General features: G+C 44.2%; 12 protein-coding genes. 3 read left to right on the forward strand and 9 right to left on the reverse strand.

Translation table 11 applies throughout. From position 1 onward, the window contains the following. Window positions 1-210: 210 nt before the first annotated feature. From LC586_RS22670 to LC586_RS22680, 3 genes are all read right to left on the reverse strand, one after another. On the reverse strand, window positions 211-1,188 hold the full coding sequence (locus tag LC586_RS22670) for an SDR family NAD(P)-dependent oxidoreductase (RefSeq protein WP_229486925.1): 978 nt from the start codon (window positions 1,186-1,188) through the stop codon (window positions 211-213). A 105-nt stretch (window positions 1,189-1,293) separates the two neighbouring features. After that, window positions 1,294-1,434: a hypothetical protein gene (locus LC586_RS22675; RefSeq protein ID WP_229486926.1), complete on the reverse strand. Its 141-nt coding sequence runs from the start codon at window positions 1,432-1,434 to the stop codon at window positions 1,294-1,296. 22 nt (window positions 1,435-1,456) lie between these two features. Next, window positions 1,457-8,137 (reverse strand): HAMP domain-containing protein, encoded by a 6,681-nt coding sequence (locus LC586_RS22680; RefSeq protein ID WP_229486927.1) that lies wholly within the window; start codon window positions 8,135-8,137, stop codon window positions 1,457-1,459. 602 nt (window positions 8,138-8,739) lie between these two features. Between LC586_RS22680 and LC586_RS22685 the strand changes: the two genes are divergently transcribed. Continuing rightward, the gene (locus LC586_RS22685; RefSeq protein ID WP_229486928.1) at window positions 8,740-9,423 is read left to right on the forward strand and encodes a Uma2 family endonuclease; all 684 of its coding nucleotides are present in this window, start codon (window positions 8,740-8,742) and stop codon (window positions 9,421-9,423) included. Between the two features lie 383 nt (window positions 9,424-9,806). Here LC586_RS22685 and LC586_RS22690 read toward each other — a convergent pair whose 3' ends face one another. The 4 genes from LC586_RS22690 to bchH form a co-directional block, all read right to left on the reverse strand. Beyond that, window positions 9,807-10,247 (reverse strand): hypothetical protein, encoded by a 441-nt coding sequence (locus LC586_RS22690; protein WP_229486929.1) that lies wholly within the window; start codon window positions 10,245-10,247, stop codon window positions 9,807-9,809. Window positions 10,248-11,235: 988 nt separating this feature from the next. Then, a complete protein-coding gene (locus LC586_RS22695) occupies window positions 11,236-11,421 on the reverse strand; it encodes a type II toxin-antitoxin system HicA family toxin (RefSeq protein ID WP_100901366.1) in 186 nt (61 codons plus the stop codon). Further along, on the reverse strand, window positions 11,421-11,642 hold the full coding sequence (locus tag LC586_RS22700; protein ID WP_229451659.1) for a type II toxin-antitoxin system HicB family antitoxin: 222 nt from the start codon (window positions 11,640-11,642) through the stop codon (window positions 11,421-11,423). Before LC586_RS22700 ends, LC586_RS22695 begins: the two co-directional genes overlap by 1 nt. Window positions 11,643-11,694: 52 nt before the next feature. Continuing rightward, on the reverse strand, window positions 11,695-15,501 hold the full coding sequence (bchH, locus tag LC586_RS22705) for a magnesium chelatase subunit H (RefSeq protein ID WP_229486930.1): 3,807 nt from the start codon (window positions 15,499-15,501) through the stop codon (window positions 11,695-11,697). Window positions 15,502-16,465: 964 nt separating this feature from the next. Between bchH and LC586_RS22710 the strand changes: the two genes are divergently transcribed. Next, window positions 16,466-17,407 (forward strand): N-acetylmuramoyl-L-alanine amidase, encoded by a 942-nt coding sequence (locus tag LC586_RS22710; RefSeq protein ID WP_229486931.1) that lies wholly within the window; start codon window positions 16,466-16,468, stop codon window positions 17,405-17,407. Window positions 17,408-17,635: 228 nt separating this feature from the next. On the opposite strand, the gene LC586_RS22715 is transcribed toward LC586_RS22710, so the two are convergent. Next, the gene (locus LC586_RS22715) at window positions 17,636-18,007 is read right to left on the reverse strand and encodes a DUF5615 family PIN-like protein (RefSeq protein ID WP_229486932.1); all 372 of its coding nucleotides are present in this window, start codon (window positions 18,005-18,007) and stop codon (window positions 17,636-17,638) included. Then, entirely contained in the window at window positions 18,004-18,234 is a 231-nt protein-coding gene (locus LC586_RS22720) for a DUF433 domain-containing protein (protein WP_229486933.1), read from the reverse strand. The genes LC586_RS22715 and LC586_RS22720 overlap by 4 nt, the downstream gene beginning before the upstream one ends. Before the next feature lie 43 nt (window positions 18,235-18,277). On the opposite strand from LC586_RS22720, the gene LC586_RS40775 reads away from it, so the two are divergent. Beyond that, window positions 18,278-18,409 (forward strand): AAA-like domain-containing protein, encoded by a 132-nt coding sequence (locus tag LC586_RS40775; protein WP_309143400.1) that lies wholly within the window; start codon window positions 18,278-18,280, stop codon window positions 18,407-18,409. The last annotated feature ends 68 nt before the right edge of the window (window positions 18,410-18,477 follow it).

The following is an 18,477-nucleotide window of genomic DNA, read 5'->3' on the forward strand; positions in this document are numbered from 1 at the left end:
ATTAATGAGTATTAAAGGTGGATGAACGAGTATCAAAGACTCATTAATGAGTATTAAAGGTGGATGAACGAGTATCAAAGACTCATTAATGAGTATTAAAGGTGGATGAACGAGTATCAAAGACTCATTAATGAGTATTAAAGGTGGATGAACGAGTATCAAAGACTCATTTACGAGTATCCCTGCCCTATGCCCGATGTCCTATGCTCATTAAATCTTAGGCGAACTAAGTGCCCCTAATAGCAGCAGTGACCACGGTACTTTAATATCAGGTATGAGCCATGAGTACTTTCTCAGTACAGGTAATGCAGCTGGCAGCACAAAACACAGAGAACGTAGCGACGCCGGGCGATCGCCATTTTCATCTACAATTCCATATTGCTTGGCTAGTTCGGCAACAATCTGCACACGTCCTGTACGGCGCATGACATTTGGCTCACCAGTAAGTGCAGCGATCGCCCGTCCAGTTAGTAAGGGAGTTTCCCAGTTGTAGCGATCGCTAAGAAATGAGCTTTTTTGGTCAGTATCACTGGTTTGATTCACTTCAGAAGCAAAACGGGAAAAAAGCTCAGTACCAACAATACCTGGCCAAATTGAAACAGAAGCGACATTATGGGGTTTTAACTCAACAGCCATATCAGCTGCTAGGCGATCGCAAGCTGCTTTACCAGCACCATAAGCTGTATTAAAGATATAAGACATGCTACCCCACGAGGAAATGGTGCAAATTAGTCCAGAGTTACGCTTGGTCATCATTCGAGCAGCAAAAACACTCGCAACATAGTGGCTACGAAGACCAACGTTATTGCTAGCATCCCAAATACTTGGTTCACAATCCCAAAAGGGCTGCCCATAAGCGTCTTTTAATGCCTGAACTCCTGAGTAAGCATTATTCACCAGTAGGTCTAGTTGTCCATCCTGCTCATCTTGGATGCGCTCAAACAGTAGACGCACCTGCTCATCGTCGCTGTGGTCTACTTGCACAGGAATGCCCACACCACCGGCTTCCTCTATAGCTGATTGGGTTTCGCTAAGACTCCCAAAAACCGCATCACTGGAAGATTTGTTGAGGCTGCGCCCAGTGACGTATACAGTTGCACCAGCCTCACCCAAGCCAATAGCAATTCCCCTCCCAATTCCCCGCGTAGCACCTGTTACCAACGCCACTTTACCCTCAAGGTGTTTCATAATCGCTTTCCTCTGCCGTCTTTTTTAGTGCTGAGTTAGGAGTTAGGAGTTAGGAGTTAGGAGTTAGGAGTTAGGAGTTAGGAGTTAGGAGTTAGGAGTTAGGAGTTAGGAATTATTATTCTCCCTCATCTCCCTCATCTCCCTCATCTCCCTCATCTCCCTCATCTCCCTCATCTCCCTCATCTCCCTCATCTCCCTCATCTCCCTCATCTCCCTCATCTCCCTCATCTCCCTCATCTCCCTCATCTCCCCCTGCCCCCTGCCCCTATCAACGGTATAGCCAAACGCGCAATAGTGAAAGCAGTTGTTCAGTATCCACAGGTTTGGTAATGTAATCTGATGCGCCTGCTTCAATACACTTCTCGCGATCGCCTTGCATGGCTTTAGCGGTCAGTGCAATAATCGGCAAAGATTTAAATTGCTCGTTTTGGCGGATTAAGCGTGTTGTTTCGTAACCATCCATTTCTGGCATCATTACGTCCATCAAAACGACATCAATATCTGATGTAGTTTCCAACAGGGTAATCCCCTCTCTGCCGTTTTCAGCATATAAAACTTGTATTTGATAACGCTCCAGCATACTTGTCAGCGCAAAGATATTACGCACATCGTCGTCTACAATTAGCGCTTTTTTGCCAGCGAGTAAGTGGTCTATGGAATGCAGTTGTTCAAGTATTTCTCGCTTGGGTGCTGGTAAATTTGCTTGGACTCGGTGTAAAAATAATGCTGTTTCATCGAGGAGACGTTCGGGCGATCGCACATCTTTAATGATGATTGTTTCGGCAATTCGTCTGAGTTCGGTTTCTTGAGCTTTGCTAATTTCTCTACCTGTGTAAACAATGATTGGTAAAGTTTTGCCGTGAGGTAGAAGCTTTATCTGCTCGATAAGTTCAAACCCGGTCATGTCGGGTAGCCCTAAATCGAGAACGAGGCAATCAAAATGCTGTGAGCGGATGGCTTCTAAAGCTGCTGCACCAGTGCCCACAGCAGTGGTAGAAACATCGCTGTTGCCAATCAACTCAACAATACTCAGCCGTTGAGTGTCGTCGTCTTCGACTACTAACAAATTTTTCACCTGGCGCTCAACAAAACCTTTAATTTTGGCCAACGCCTCGGATATTGTCTCGCTGGTTAAGGGCTTTTGCAGATATGCGATCGCTCCTAGTTGCAAACCGCGCTGTCTCCCTTCCTCAACTGTCATGATATGTACAGGAATGTGACGGGTATTTGGGTCATGCTTCAGACGATCTAATACAGTCCAACCATCCATTTCTGGCAACCTGATATCTAGCAAAATGGCTGAAGGCTGGAATTGCTGCGCTAACATCAAACCTGTACTGCCTGTTTGGGCAGTGATCACCTTGAATCCTTGCTGTTGTGCCATATCTAGCAGGATACGCGCAAAATTAACGTCATCCTCAACAATTAGTAACACGCGATCGCCTATGCCGATAGTAGTGCGATCGTCATTTAGGAGTGGGGAGTTAGGAGTGAGGAGTGAGGAGTTAGGAGTGAGGAGTGAGGAGTTAGGAGTGAGGAGTGAGGAGTTAGGAGTGAGGAGTGAGGAGTGGGTAGAGACGCGATTAATCGCGTCTGTACTAGATTGTGTTGATGTTGACTCAGGACTCGGAACTCGGAACTCTGGACTCAATTGGGGGAAGTAGAATGTAAAGGTGCTACCTTGACCGGGTTGACTGATTAGTTTAATTTCGCCGCCAAAGAGACGGGCGATTTCACGGCTAATTGATAAGCCCAATCCAGTACCGCCGTATCTGCGACTGGTAGAGCCATCGGCTTGCTGAAATGCCTCGAAAATAACTTTCTGCTTGTCGGGGGCAATGCCAATGCCTGTATCGCTGACTGAGAAGGCGATGACATTTTGGGCGCGATTTAAAGTTACTTGGTCGTTGCTCCACCCTTGCTTCGCCACCGCAATCTGTAAGCGTACTTCCCCTCGCTCTGTAAATTTAAAAGCGTTGGAGAGGAGATTTTTTAACACCTGTTGTAAGCGTTTGACATCTGTATAGATGGTTGTGGGCAATTCGGGAGTCAATTCAATTGTGAAAGCAAGTCCTTTGCTCTGAGCGATTTGTCGGAAGGTGCGCTCAATCTGATCGCCCAATTCTGTCAATGGCATTTGGGTCATGTCAATCGACATAGTTCCAGATTCAATTTTGGCGAGATCCAGAATGTCATTGATTAACGCCAACAAATCATTACCTGCTGAGTAAATTGTTTGGCTGTATTCGACTTGCTTGGCACTGAGGTTGTGATCAATGTTATCTGACAACAACTTTGCCAAAATCAACAAGCTGTTTAGCGGTGTCCGCAGTTCATGGGACATGTTGGCGAGAAACTCTGATTTGTATTTTGAAGAAAGGGCGAGTTGTTCAGCCTTATCTTCTAAAGAGAGTCTTGCTTGTTCAATTTCTCGATTTTTGCGCTCGACTTCTTTCTTTTGCATCGCCAACAACTCTGCCTTTTCTTCTAACTCAGCGTTGGTTTGTTGCAACTCCTCTTGCTGTCCTTTGAGTAAATCTTCCGAGGTTTTGAGTGATTGGGCTTGTTGTTCTAAGCGCTTGTTGGTTTCCCGGAGTTCATCTTGCTGGGTTTGGAGTTCTTCAGCCAAAGATTGCGACTGCTTGAGTAATTCTTCAGTTCGCATGGATGCTGCGATCGTGTTGAGGACGATCGCTATACTTTCGGTAAGTTGGTCGAAGAATGTCAGATGAATTTCGCTAAAGCGACGGAAGGAAGCTAATTCTATGACTGCTGTCACCTGTCCTTCAAAAAGTACAGGTAACACCACGGCATTAAGTGGAGTTGCTTCTCCTAAACCAGAGGCAATTCTGACATAATCACTTGGCACTTCCGTCAGCAGTATTCGCTCTTTTTCTAAAGCGCATTGTCCCACCAAACCTTCACCCAAGTGGAAGCGGTTAGCTAGATGTCTGCGTTCGCGGTAAGCGTAGCTACTAATTAATTTCAAATACGGTACATTTTCTCCAGACTCCATCAGGAAGAATACGCCGTGTTGCGCTCCTACTAAAGGTGCCAGTTCTGAGAGAATTAGTTTAGATACAGTTTCCAAGTCTCGCTGCCCTTGCAGCATTCTGGTAAACTTGGCTAGGTTAGTTTTCAACCAATCTTGTTCGGTGTTTTTCTGCGTTGTCTCCCGCAGATTGGCAATCATCTGATTGATGTTGTCTTTGAGGATGGCAACTTCACCTAATGCTTCGACGGCAATTGAACGAGTTAAATCACCTTTAGTTACAGCTGTAGCAACTTCTGCGATCGCTCGCAACTGAGTTGTCAATGTAGCAGCCAATTCGTTCACATTATCTGTCAAATCTTTCCAAGTCCCAGCCGCGCCAGGGACTCTAGCTTGTCCGCCCAACTTCCCTTCGATTCCCACTTCCCGCGCTACTGTGGTTACTTGATTGGCAAATGTCGCTAGAGTATCAATCATCTCGTTGATTGTCTCTGCCAAGGTTTCAATTTCTCCCTTGGCGTCTAACATCAGTTTCCGTTTCAAGTCACCGTTAGCAACTGCCGTTACAACTCTGGCAATACCGCGCACTTGTGCCGTTAAGTTCCCCGCCATCGAGTTAACATTATCTGTTAAATCTTTCCAAGTCCCTGCAACACCTTGGACTTGCGCTTGTCCGCCCAACTTCCCTTCAGTTCCCACTTCTCGCGCCACCCGCGTTACTTCACTTGCAAAAGAACTAAGTTGATCCACCATTGTGTTGGTGGTGTTCTTCAAGTCTAAAATTTCGCCTTTGGCATCGACGGTAATTTTCTTAGAAAGGTCGCCATTAGCTACCGCCTTGGTAACTTCCGCGATGTTGCGAACTTGTCCGGTGAGGTTCCCCGCCATCGAGTTAACGTTGTCAGTTAAATCTTTCCAAGTCCCTGCAACTCCCCTGACGTAAGCTTGCACGCCCAATTTACCTTCGGTTCCCACCTCACGGGCAACCTTTGTAACTTCTGATGCAAAGGAATTTAACTGATCCACCATTGTATTAATGGTGTTTTTGAGTTCCTGAATTTCACCTTTCACATCGACGGTGATTTTCTTGGATAAGTCGCCGTTAGCTACGGCTGTGGTAACTTCGGCAATATTCCGCACTTGTGCCGTCAAACTTCCCGCCATGAAGTTTACGCTGTCAGTTAAATCTTTCCAAGTTCCGGCTACACCTTTAACTTCTGCTTGTACACCCAGCTTACCTTCAGTTCCCACCTCCCGCGCCACCCGCGTTACTTCACTTGCAAAGGAATTGAGTTGATCCACCATTGTATTAACGGTATTTTTCAACTCTAAAATTTCACCTTTGACATCAACGGAGATTTTCTTAGATAAGTCGCCATTAGCTACAGCTGTGGTAACGGCGGCAATGTTTCGCACCTGTGCCGTTAAGCTTCCCGCCATGAAGTTCACGCTGTCAGTTAAATCTTTCCAAGTTCCAGCTACGCCGCGCACATCTGCTTGTACACCTAATTTACCTTCGCTTCCCACTTCCCGCGCCACTCGCGTTACTTCACTTGCAAAGGAGTTGAGTTGATCCACCATTATATTGATGGTGTTTTTAAGTTCCAGAATTTCGCCTTTGACAGCAACAGTAATTTTCTTAGATAAATCACCATTGGCGATCGCAGTTGTAACTTCGGCAATGTTCCGCACCTGTGCCGTCAAGCTTCCTGCCATGAAGTTCACGCTGTCGGTTAAATCTTTCCAAGTACCAGCAACGTCTTTCACCTCCGCTTGTACACCCAATTTACCTTCAGTTCCCACCTCACGGGCGACTCGCGTCACTTCACTTGCAAAGGAACTGAGTTGATCCACCATTGTGTTAATGGTATTTTTCAACTCCAGAATTTCGCCTTTGACATCAACGGTGATTTTCTTAGAAAGGTCGCCGTTTGCTACGGCGGTGGTGACGGTGGCAATATTTCGCACTTGCGCCGTCAAGCTTCCTGCCATGAAGTTCACGCTGTCAGTTAAATCTTTCCAAGTGCCAGCCACGCCCCGCACTTCTGCTTGCACGCCCAACTTCCCTTCGCTTCCCACCTCACGCGCAACCCTTGTGACTTCTGATGCAAAAGAGTTAAGCTGATCCACCATTGTGTTAATGGTGTTTTTGAGTTCCAGAATTTCACCTTTGACATCGACAGTGATTTTCTTAGATAAATCGCCTGTTGCAACCGCCGTAGTCACTTCGGCAATATTCCGCACCTGTGCCGTTAAACTTCCCGCCATGAAGTTTACGCTGTCGGTTAAATCTTTCCAAGTGCCAGCCACACCGCGCACATCGGCTTGCACACCCAGTTTACCTTCACTGCCAACTTCACGGGCAACCCTTGTGACTTCACTTGCAAAGGAACTGAGTTGATCCACCATTATATTGATGGTATTTTTCAGTTCAAAAATTTCACCTCTGACATCGACGGTGATTTTTTTAGATAGATCGCCATTTGCGATCGCAGTGGCAACTTCAGCAATATTTCGCACCTGTCCGGTGAGATTACCCGCCATTAAGTTAACGTTGTCAGTTAAATCTTTCCAAGTCCCCGCCACTCCTTTAACTTCTGCTTGCACGCCCAATTTACCTTCAGTTCCCACCTCACGCGCAACTCTTGTGACTTCCGATGCAAAGGAATTAAGCTGATCCACCATTGTGTTGATGGTGTTCTTGAGTTCCAGAATTTCACCTTTCACATCGACAGTGATTTTTTTAGATAAGTCGCCATTTGCAACCGCCGTTGTCACTTCGGCAATATTCCGCACTTGTGCCGTCAAGCTTCCCGCCATGAAATTCACACTATCGGTCAGGTCTTTCCACGTACCCGCTACCCCGCGAACTTCTGCTTGACCGCCTAATTTTCCTTCTGCACCCACCTCACGGACAACTCTTGTTACTTCCGATGCAAAGGAATTAAGTTGATCCACCATGATGTTAACGGTGTTTTTCAACTCTAAAATTTCGCCTTTGACATCAACAGTGATTTTCTTGGAAAGGTCGCCATTCGCTACCGCCGTTGTCACTTCCGCAATGTTACGGACTTGGGCTGTCAAATTCCCTGCCATTAAGTTAACGTTATCTGTCAGATCCTTCCAAGTACCTGCTACTCCTTTAACTTCGGCTTGCACGCCCAATTTACCTTCAGTTCCCACCTCACGCGCCACCCGCGTCACTTCCGATGCAAAAGAATTAAGCTGATCCACCATCGTGTTGACGGTGTTTTTTAGTTCTAGAATTTCGCCTTTGACATCGACAGTGATTTTTTTGGATAAGTCACCATTTGCGATCGCAGTTGCAACTTCGGCAATGTTGCGAACTTGTCCGGTGAGATTACCCGCCATCAAGTTAACGTTATCAGTCAAATCCTTCCAAGTGCCAGCAACACCTTGCACTTCGGCTTGAACGCCCAACTTCCCTTCGGTTCCTACTTCACGGGCAACTCTTGTTACTTCCGATGCAAAAGAACCGAGACGATCTACCATCGTGTTGACGATATTAGCAGTTTGGAGAAACTCACCTTGGAGGGGTCTGCCGTCAATTTCTGTTGCGATCGTTTGGGATAAGTCACCATTAGCGACAGATCGAATTACGCGAGTAGTTTCAGCTGTTGGTTGAACTAAATCTGTAATTAGACTATTGACAGAAGTAACACAATCTGACCAGGAACCACGAACATCTCCGAGAGAGGCGCGATCGGCAATTTTGCCTTCTTTGCCGACAACATTACCAATCCTCTGTAGCTCCGCCGCCATCCGCTCATTTTGATCAATAATATCATTAAGCGTATCAGCTATTTTACCCGCTACACCAGTATGGTCTATAGGCATCCGAGCAGAGAAATCACCCTGTTTAACAGCATTCAGCGTTCTTAGTAGCTGATTTAAATCTAGATTATCGCTGTCTCTAGTTAACTGTTCGGTTGCCATAGCCTTATCCTTAATCTTGAATCTTGAGGAATTTTTTGTATTTTTTGCACCCCGTACCTCGTGAGATAACTTTTAGGTAATGCGGATCAAAATAGAGAGTAGGGAATAGAAAGTGGATCAAACTAATTTTTAATGGGTGCGAGTGTAAGCAGTTGATAAAGACTGCTAACTAAATGGTATTGCCGTCGATGTATCTGGCATACCACTTAGCTAATGATAGCTAGTTGGACTCTGTTATGCAGCATCAATTGTCGGCGATGCCTAACTTGGGCGAGTAAGCGATCGCACGGTAGAACCAGGGCTATTTCATTCTCATCTAGCCCGCCTCAGAATAAATTCTGAGGCTAATAGCAAAAGTCGTCTAAAGACGACTAATAAAGGCTTTTAGTCGTCTTTAGACGACTTTTGCTATTAGCCCGGAACTTTAGTTCTGGGCGGTTTATGTCTAGAACGAAATAGCCCTGCGGTAGAACACACGATGACAATTAACATTACGTTTTATGATTTTTGGAATTTGAGGAAAGCAGCAAATCAAGAAATCCTAACTGAGAACTGAAGGTTTGCTAAAGTCAGAAATATCCGGCAACTCCAAGGATTGGCAAATGGTTAGAGAGTACTCAGCCCAGAGACATCTGCCTCCGCTTGAAAGTGGCGATCGCCTAACTCGCCCTGAATTTGAACGGCGTTATGCGGCTGCACCCCATATCAAGAAAGCAGAACTGATTGAAGGAATCGTTTACGTGGCATCTCCCTTAAGACATGAGCAACATGGCAAACCCCACAGTCGGGTCATAACTTGGTTAGGAGTCTACCAATCACTGACTCCCGGCGTTGACTTAAGCGTTGAACCAACAGTCAGACTAGATTTAGACAATGAACCCCAGCCAGATGTAGTGCTGTTTATTGAACCAGACGCAGGCGGACAAACCCGTTTGAGCCGCGACGGTTACATTGAAGGATCTCCCGAATTGATTGTTGAAATTGCAGCGAGTAGCGTTGCGATCGATACAGGGAGCAAAAAGCAGGTTTATCGCCGTAATGGGGTGTTGGAGTACGTAATCTGGCAATCTTACGAGAATAAAATTGAATGGTTTTGCCTAATTGATGGCGACTATCGATCGCTATCTCCCAGTGCAGATGGAATTATTCGCTCTGGGGTGTTTCCGGGTTTGTGGTTAGCGGTGGAGGCGCTGTTAAACAATCAGATGGTGCGAGTGTTGGAGGTGGTGCAAGCGGGGTTGAAGTCACCGGAACATAATGCGTTTGTGCAGCAGTTGAAGAAATAGGAATAAGGCAATACGCTTGGGTTAAGAAATTTGTCCGTTGAGGCAGGCTGTTCTTGAGCAGGGGATGCTGGCGTTGCAGGGGGGAGAAAAAAGCTTATCCCAAGCGTATTGAGGAATAAGGGACTTGCGGTCAAATAGTAGGTAAAATTGATATCCCGCAAGGAACTGAAGTTCCTTGCTAATAGCAAAAGTCATCTGAAGATGACTAAATATACTCAAAAATATTTAGTCTACTTTAGTAGACTTTAGCTGTTAGCCTGGGAATTGATTCCCAGGCGGGTGAGGAAGCTAACAGATAAGCTATTTCTAGGCTTTTGTTGACACTAATAGGCAGTGCCCATAGGCGTCAATTTAACGTATAACTAAACCCTATTGGATTTTACTCAACTCACGATCGCACCCAACGCCCCATTCATAGATCCATTGACAGAAGAAAGGTTAACAGAATCGGCTGCTAAAGAATTGGTGACTTGGGAATTGCTTATTAAGCTTTGCTTCTTCTTGGTATTACCTCGTCTAGCACCACCCGCCATCTCATATTCTTGGCTGTTTTTACCGTAACGGCTGCCAACTCCTAGTAACATTTTTTCTGACATCGTTATTACAGCCTGTTCTGCGTTATTCAGGTCATCTGTGAGTTTGTCAATGGTAGATAATGTAGTGTTGTAGGCAGCAAGCTTAGACCGGAGATCGTTAATTGTCATGGTGTAAGCTTGTATAGTCAATCCTTGGCCAAAGTCAAGTTCTACACTGATAGATTGTAAACTTTCAATCCGGCGATCGGCTCGTTCTAAAACGCTGGAATTTCTTTTACGACGTGCCATAATGCATCTCTGTTACTAGGTTGCTAGTACTGTTTTATACGAAAAGATTTCTGATTGTCATGGGGAAATATATCAAATCAGTTGCGATTGCATCTCTAAAGGTTTAGTTAATTTCACTTAGGCTATATCTTACTATAGGTAGTAAATAAATTTGTTCTGCCTGGTTGGTGAGCGAAGCCGAACCACTGCCCTCCAATACTGTTCGGTTAAGCCTAAAAAATAACTCTAATGTAGGTTGGGTTGAGGAACGAAACCCAACATTTTCAAAGATTTGTTGGGTAACACTAAAGTTCAACCCAACCTACAAATCAATACGGTTCAGTTAAGCAAATTTATCTGTTAAGGCAGGCTGTTCTTGAGCAGGGGAGGCAGAGGAAGCAGGGGGAGAAAAAAAGCTTAACTGAACTGTATTGACCTACAAATCTTCTTAACCTGCCTGGTTGGTGAGCGAAGCCGAACCACTGCGCTCTGCCTTTGTTCGATAGATTCATAAGTTCGTTACAACAATTGCTGCAATGATTTAAGCCTTTCTTATACATGGAAGAACATTTGTTGCAAAGTATTAAACATTTGCAGCAACGACTTATACATTTGCTGCAATGATTTAAGCCTTTCTTATACATGGAAGAACATTTGTTGCAAAGTATTAAGCATTTGTAGCAACTGCTTATACATTTGCAATAAAAACTTAAGCCTTTCTTATAGATGAAGTAATCTTAGCTGCAAAGGTTTAAATTTTCACAGTTTCAAGCGTAGGAGCGATCGTTTTGCTTGTTGTCTGAGATAATACCTCTTGCATAAATTAAAAATAAGAACCCCAAAGCTACGCTTTTTCTCTTACGAGACGTTACCGCCTTAAGCGAAGCTATGCCGAAGGCGTTCGCGTTAGCGTCTCTGAAAGAGAAGCCTCTCGAACGCGAGTGCGTTTTTGTTCGCGCAGCGTCCCGAACGGAAGGACAAGAGAAGGCTTTACGCTTCATTTACAACACTAGGGTGGGGAAATCTCCAAATCTTTGCAAATTTTGATAGCTAGAATATCAACAATCTCAGTATGTCTTGGAACTGCCGAGGTTCTGTTGTTTGATGGATTGTAATAAATCGTATGCCTTCCACCCTCTCGAAGAAACAAACAGCCGTTCTTTTCCAAATGGCGAATCAATTCACGTCTTTTCACTATAATTTGACATTAATCTGTTCACGGACGACATCTTTACCGGAGAGTTGTTGCTCTGCGAGTTCCCGATTTGATATTAGAATCAACTCTATCGCTTCCCGTAGACTTTCTCTAGCTTCTTCCAGCGTTCTCTCTTGGACATTTGCACCTGGTAACTCTTGAACGTAGCCAATATACCAGTCATCTAACTTTTCGTATACAGCAGTAAAAGAATTTTCCATAATTTTTATTAATCGTTAGTGTCTTAATTTGAACTTTTAACGCATCTACTTTCTAAACCGTCACACCCTCCAACTCCTCATCTGTCAACTCATACAATTGACGCAACTTATCCAACTTATCACCATCAGCTTCCCAGAAACCCCGCCCATGTGCCTCCAACATTCTCCCTAAAATATTGCGAAAAGCTTCAGGATTTGCCTTGCGTAATTTATCCGCCATCTCTGCGTCTAACGCATAAGTATCAGCCGCTTGGTCATAAACCCAATCATCGGTAAAATCGGCAGTACCACCCCAACCAATCAACGCCGTCATTCGTTGGGAAATTTCAAAAGCACCACCAGAACCTTGATTCGCCATCGCTTGCGCCCATTTGGGATTTACCAACTTAGTGCGGTACTCCATTCGCAGCAAATCATCTAAATTGCGCGGTGTAGTATCCTTCGAGAAACTTTCCACAAAACTGGTTGTAACCTTCTTCCCGCCTTGTTTTTCTGCTGCCCTTTTCAACCCGCCAGTATTAGCGTAATATTCTTGAATATCAGTTAAACCATATTCAACCGAATCGATTTCTTGAACAATGCGATCGCTAGTTTTTAACAACGTATTCAACACTTCCGGTCTAGCTTGACCTTTATCTTCTCTCCCATAGCTGAATACATTGCGACTTTGCCAAGTATTGCCTAACTCCTCACCAGATTCCCAGTTACCATCCACCACCCTATCATTCACCAAAGAACCAAAATCACCCGCCGGATTAGAAAACAATCTCGCCGATGCATTCTCTACACCTTGGGCTTTCAAAGCCAAAGCATGTCTTCTAATAAAATTTTGATCATCTGATTCATCAGCATCAGCCGCCCGTTGAAATAAATCATCCAACAATTCGATGATATTTACAAAACTATCCCGGAAAATTCCAGACAAATTACCCAACACATCAATGCGGGGATGTCCAACCTCCGCCAACGGCTTCAATTCATAACGAACAACTCTACCAGTTCCTTCCTTAACAGGTTCAGCCCCCACCAACTCCAAAAGAATCCCCAGAGATTCACCCTTAGTTTTAATCGCATCCAATCCCCATAACATCACCGCCACCGTTTCCGGATATTTCCCATATTCATCCAAATGCTGGGCGATAATTTTTTGAGCAATTTCTCGTCCCCGTTCATAAGCAGCAGGTGAAGGCATCCGATAAGGATCTAAAGCATGAATATTCCTCCCCGTAGGCAAAACCCCAGCCCCATCCCTTAACAAATCCCCACCAGGCGCAGGCGGAATATACTCCCCATTCAACCCCCTTAACAAATTCGTTAACTCATCCGTAGATTGCATCAACAAATCCCTTATTAGCCTTTCCTCTTCTTCGCGTCCTTTGCGCCTTTGCGGTTCGTTTACTCCATCCTCCCCCCCAAAATAAGCCTCCAAATACGACCCCAACTCCTCCTCATTCGGTGCTTCCCCCAAAGTATGCAACCCAGAAGAAAACAACCGATTTTCTAAAACCTGCAAATATTCATACAACTCCACCAAATAATCATCAAAAGCATGACCACTAAACATCCGCACATTCTCCGGCGTAAACGCAATCCCCAACCGTTTAGCATCCTCAAACGGACAATCTGCATCCAACCCAGAGTCTACAATTTTTTTACAAATCCCTTCCTTCAAAACATAATTCTTTTGCGGATCTTCACGATACTCCGAAATCAAATCACGCAACGCCACCAATTCCTTATACAAACCTGCACGCCCATAAGGAGGTACATTATGAGAAATCAATACACCATAACCGCGACGTTTTGCCAACATAGACTCAGACGGATTATTCGCCGCATATATATATAGATTAGGCAAATTTCCTAACAGAATATCCGACCAAGAATAACCCGTATTACCCAACGGAGAACCAGGCAACCATTCCACCGTCCCATGCATTCCAAAGTGAACGACAGCATCAGCTTCAAACTCATTTTGCAGCCATTTATAATAAGCAGCATATTGCGGATGAGGCGTTAAATCCCGTTCAAACATTAAACGCATCGGGTCGCCTTGTATACCCAAAGGTGGTTGTACACCTATCCACACATTTCCTAATTGCACACCGCCAATCTGAAAATCATCGCCATAAGTTTTAATACCAGTCCCCGTGAGAGATTTCCATTGTTTTTCGATGCGGGAGGTTTGCAGATATCCCAGCCATTTTTCTAAGGTACGGGCGTTAACGGACGCAGGGATATTCTTTGCATCATCAATTTCATCCGCCTCTTTCACCCAGCGAATCAATTCTTCCCCATCTTCTGGTAAATCCCCGACGGTGTAACCTTGTTCTTTGAGTGCATGGAGAAACTTCAGCAAACTACGCGGCACATTTAATAATGCAGCTGTACCCACAGCACCATAACCCGGAGGAAAGCCATATAAAATGATGGCAATCTTGCGTTCCGATGCAGGTTTTTGCCGCAAAGCCACCCAAGTTTTTACCCTACCAATTAATCGCTGCACCCGTTCGGGAACCAGATAAATATTTTCGCCCACCAAACCGCCGAGGGGAACGGTATCAATAGCCCCATCCAATTCTGGTAATGCGTACAACACGACACTTTGCAATCCGCCGACACCTTGGCGCGTCCACGAGGAAATATCTTGAATTAATAGTGGTGCAGCAACAATATAAGGTACATTCTTGGCAGTGAGGATGCGTTTTGCTACTTCCACTTGACGCCCTGCTTCCATTGAACCAGCCGGGCCACCCACCAGAGGAAAGCCGATTGTCGAAACGATCGCATCTACTTTTGCTGCTTCACTTGATAGTGAGGGAGTCTCTATATTGCCTAGTTGTCGTTGCTGAATTTCATGGTCGGTTGTCATCAAATCTCGTACCGCCACATGTCCTTCCACGCCGTTGATGAAGATGGGTAAAGGAGTTAACCCAGCTTTTTCAAAACTGCGAATTAGTTGGGGAATGTAGGGTTGTTTGGTGATGACGTGTTTACGGTAGAGGAGAATTCCGATAACTGGGGAGACGCGATTTGGGGATACGCGATTTGGGGATACGCGATTTGGGGATACGCGATTTGGGGATACGCGATTTGGGGATACGCGATTTGGGGATACGCGATTTGGGGATACGCGATTTGGGGATACGCGATTTGGGAAGACGCGATGAATCGCGTCTCTACAATGGGTTTTATACCATTCCAAATATTCGCGGGGCGATTCAAAAAACCCTTGATAGTCGGGGTGGAGTAATCCGATGTTGGGGGTTTCAATTAGCGGGGGAATGTCGCCGACTTTTAAATTTAAATATTTTTCTGCCAGTGTCCAGAATAATGAGGCTACGTTTTCTGGGCCGCCAGCATTCCAGTAACTATAGATAATTAACCAGTTGCGTAAGTCTTGGACTTTTTGCACTGGGACATATTTCAATAGTTTGGGGCCAATTTTTAAGAAGCTGATGTAACCAGCGAGTTTGTCTTCTTCTCGTCCGTTGCTAAATTTGTCAAGGATGAATTTGACTGGTTTGGGCATTCCTTTGGGTTTGTCGCCAATGGCAAAGTCACCCACCTTGGTTAAACTCATCAATTCCAAGGCTGACTCAAAGACTAGGCGAATGGGAATTTGGGCAATGCGATCGCGCAGCCACACAACCTGGTCATAATCAAATAGTAGGCTACCGAAAAACACATCAGCGCCATCAAGTGCTGCTTCTACCTCAGTGCGTTTGTTGGTAAGATCGCGATCGCTAAATACCCGAATATCCAACTCAGGACAGCGAGAGTTAGCCAAAAAAGCTGCTTTTCTATACAAATCAGCGTTAAACGATTCAAACCCAGCAACCAAGACGATGCGTTTCATGCCTGTAAGCTACGAAATATTTCTTTACTTTGATCTTAAACCTGCTTTCAGGCTGATTGTTAAATATCTACCAACAGATTTTGGTCATTTAGCCGTACTAGTACAGAATGGCGGAAATAAACATCCTATTTATTCAGGCACAAAAGCCTGTGTTATCGGTTTTCTTGCTTTTACCCCTCTGCCTTCTTGCAGTAATACAGCTCGGCGCAAATAAACCTACCATTTCATTACAGCCAGAAAGCCTTTTGACTTTTGACTTTTAACTAGTTCCGTGGGTTTAAGTCCCCCGGTTCAATAAAAATTTTGTTTTGTGTTGGGGTTAAATCCCCATTACAAAACAAAATTTACGAATTACGTTAGCGCAGCGTTAGCGAGTCATCGAGCGTCATTACGAATTATTTAACTTCCGCCAAGCTGTACTAGGTACATTTGTCATAGCTTTCTACTTTTACGAAGCGTTATTATTTTAAGGATGGGGGTAATTGCTGCATTTCAGTTTATTGCAACAATCACTATATTGTTTCTGATTTTGATAAATTATGAGGGTTGTGTTTTTTCTTCCAATAAACCTTGCAAAAAGCGGGCTTTGCCACATAAAATCTGCTTAAAAAGTTTGCAAAAAACTTATTTTATTTATCAGTATGTTAATGGTTAAAATAATGCCGAGGTTGCCAATAATATCATGTTCACTTGATTACTTATTAAACCCGAAGAACCCCAAAGAGACAATCGTCGCTTCGTCTCCCCTCCTGCTTGCGGGGAGGGGAGATTTTGGGGAGCCAGTGCGGTCTTGGGGTTCACCTGCGTGGAGCCGGATAGCGTGTGGGGTGCAATGACTGTGGAAATCATAACTAATTATGCGAACATGATATAAGTAGCTAAACAAATTTAGGAACAAAACTTTTCCTCTCAAACTTGAAGAGTTTTGAAGCAGTATCAAAATAAGTAAGTTAAGGATTAAATCATGAAATTTGGAATTGATAGTGGGCACAATTGTCCACCAGACACAGGAGCTAGAGGCATCAAAGTTGAGGATAATTTAACTTTAGATGTAGGTAATAGAGTTATAGCCAAGTTAAGAGCTTTAGGAAATGAAGTCGTAGTATGTAAACCAAGTAGTGCTAGTACAGTCCGTGACTCACTCTCAAAAAGATGTTCTACAGCTAATGCGAGTAGAGTAGATATTTTTGTTTCAATTCATTTTAATGCTTTTAACAGACAAGCTAATGGCACAGAAGTTTTTGCAACTAGCGAAAATGGAAGAAAAATCGCTAAACCTGTATTAGATGAAATTGTCAAGTTAGGATTTTTTAATCGTGGCGTTAAGAGTGGTTCGCACTTGTATGTTCTGAAAAATACAGATATGCCTGCTATCTTGATAGAATGTTGCTTTGTCGATTCGCAAAAAGATATGAATCTTTTTAATCCTGAAGCAATGGCTAATGCGATCGTCAAAGGCTTAACTGGTAAATTGCCAAGTGTTCCTGTTAACCCTGTACAAGATGAAGAAGATAATGTAGATGCCACTATTCTCCGACTGCAAAAATCCTTAAATCGGCTCAAAATAACTGATAGAAATGGTAAGGCGTTAGTAGAAGATGGCTTCACCGGGGCTAATACAAAATCTGCCGTAGAAAAATTTCAGACTATTGTTGAAGTTCAAGCGACTGGAATTGCTGACTCAACTACATGGAATGCCATAAATCTAATTTTGGCAAAACGAATTATCAGAGCAAACCATGCCGGTGGTGCAGTTGTCAGATACTTGCAATACCGTTTAGGTGTTGAGAATGATGGCGTCTACGGGCCGCAAACAGAGGTTGCTATTAAGAACTTTCAAAAGCAAAATGGTTTAGATGCTGATGGGATTATCGGCCCTGCTAGCTGGCAGAAATTAATTGGTTAGATTGAGGGGTAGGCATGGTTCGTAGTTAGGGCTTTAGCGCTAAAGCACCAACTACGAACTTATACGATTGGCTATTACCGAAAAAATGAGTCTATAGCTACGCACTTCTAGGACGGCTTTCATTAATAACCGATTTGTACAAGTTGGTGAGCAACTATGGTTATCGCTAACTCCAGAGAAAATTCACTTTTTTGACCCAGAAACTGAGTTAGCAATATTTCCCTAATACTATCCACGTCTAATTGGTAGAATACGCACTCTGGATTGGCTTTGATCAACAGTAACTAATGCGCCTGTCTCTAGTGAGGACTCAAACTGATTCAGGGCTGAAATGACTAGATTTTCGATACTCTTTGGCAAAACATCCTGGGTACGAACCTGAATGACACTGGGAGTATCGACACCTGTCGCAGCTAGCAAGGAACCGAAGTCTAAATCGTGAGTAAAGACGATATATCTATTAGTTCTTGCCCACTCCATAATTATTGAATCTTTCTCACGGGGATCGCCAACCGTAGACCAGTGGACAGCGTAAATATTGTACCTCTCAAAAACCGCAACCCAATCAGGGGAAAGGTTCATATCAATCAAAATGTTCATGCACTTCTAAGAGGGACTTCAATCTCTTCAGCCCGCCATGCAGCGTAGGCAAGTGCCTCATAGATGTCGGCTTCTTCGAGGTAGGGATATGCTTTGATAATCTCGCTATTACTATGTCCAGATGCCATTAAGCCGACGATAGTACCAACAGTGACACGCATTCCTCGAATACAGGGTTTGCCGCCCATCACTTCAGGATTACGAGTAATTCTAGTGAGATTTTGCATAATTTTTGTAGAATGGGAGTAAGGTTATAGGATTGAGAGTGATATTCCTGTGAAGTTAGACTCTGTACAAAGTTTTAAATTACGCAGTCTAGGCTTAATTGAATTTAAAGGAAATGAAGTTCAATGCCTTTGTAATTTATATCGCCTTTATTTTCGAGAACACCTATCCGAATGATTACACCCAGCTTGAGACGATAAACCATCAATAATGAGTGGTAAAATAATTAGCGATCGCACCCCATC

The organism is Nostoc favosum CHAB5714, from assembly GCF_020829495.1.
Classification (GTDB): Bacteria; Cyanobacteriota; Cyanobacteriia; order Cyanobacteriales; family Nostocaceae; genus Nostoc; species Nostoc favosum.

What these genes read in the sequence shown, in the direction of transcription:
- bchH (WP_229486930.1), bottom strand. Translation starts at nt 15,501, where the DNA reads ATGAAACGCATCGTCTTGGTTGCTGGGTTTGAATCGTTTAACGCTGAT.
- LC586_RS22690 (WP_229486929.1), bottom strand. Translation starts at nt 10,247, where the DNA reads ATGGCACGTCGTAAAAGAAATTCCAGCGTTTTAGAACGAGCCGATCGC.
- LC586_RS22675 (WP_229486926.1), bottom strand. Translation starts at nt 1,434, where the DNA reads ATGAGGGAGATGAGGGAGATGAGGGAGATGAGGGAGATGAGGGAGATG.
- LC586_RS22685 (WP_229486928.1), top strand. Translation starts at nt 8,740, where the DNA reads ATGGTTAGAGAGTACTCAGCCCAGAGACATCTGCCTCCGCTTGAAAGT.
- LC586_RS22670 (WP_229486925.1), bottom strand. Translation starts at nt 1,188, where the DNA reads ATGAAACACCTTGAGGGTAAAGTGGCGTTGGTAACAGGTGCTACGCGG.
- LC586_RS22700 (WP_229451659.1), bottom strand. Translation starts at nt 11,642, where the DNA reads ATGGAAAATTCTTTTACTGCTGTATACGAAAAGTTAGATGACTGGTAT.
- LC586_RS22710 (WP_229486931.1), top strand. Translation starts at nt 16,466, where the DNA reads ATGAAATTTGGAATTGATAGTGGGCACAATTGTCCACCAGACACAGGA.
- LC586_RS22715 (WP_229486932.1), bottom strand. Translation starts at nt 18,007, where the DNA reads ATGAACATTTTGATTGATATGAACCTTTCCCCTGATTGGGTTGCGGTT.
- LC586_RS22680 (WP_229486927.1), bottom strand. Translation starts at nt 8,137, where the DNA reads ATGGCAACCGAACAGTTAACTAGAGACAGCGATAATCTAGATTTAAAT.
- LC586_RS22720 (WP_229486933.1), bottom strand. Translation starts at nt 18,234, where the DNA reads ATGCAAAATCTCACTAGAATTACTCGTAATCCTGAAGTGATGGGCGGC.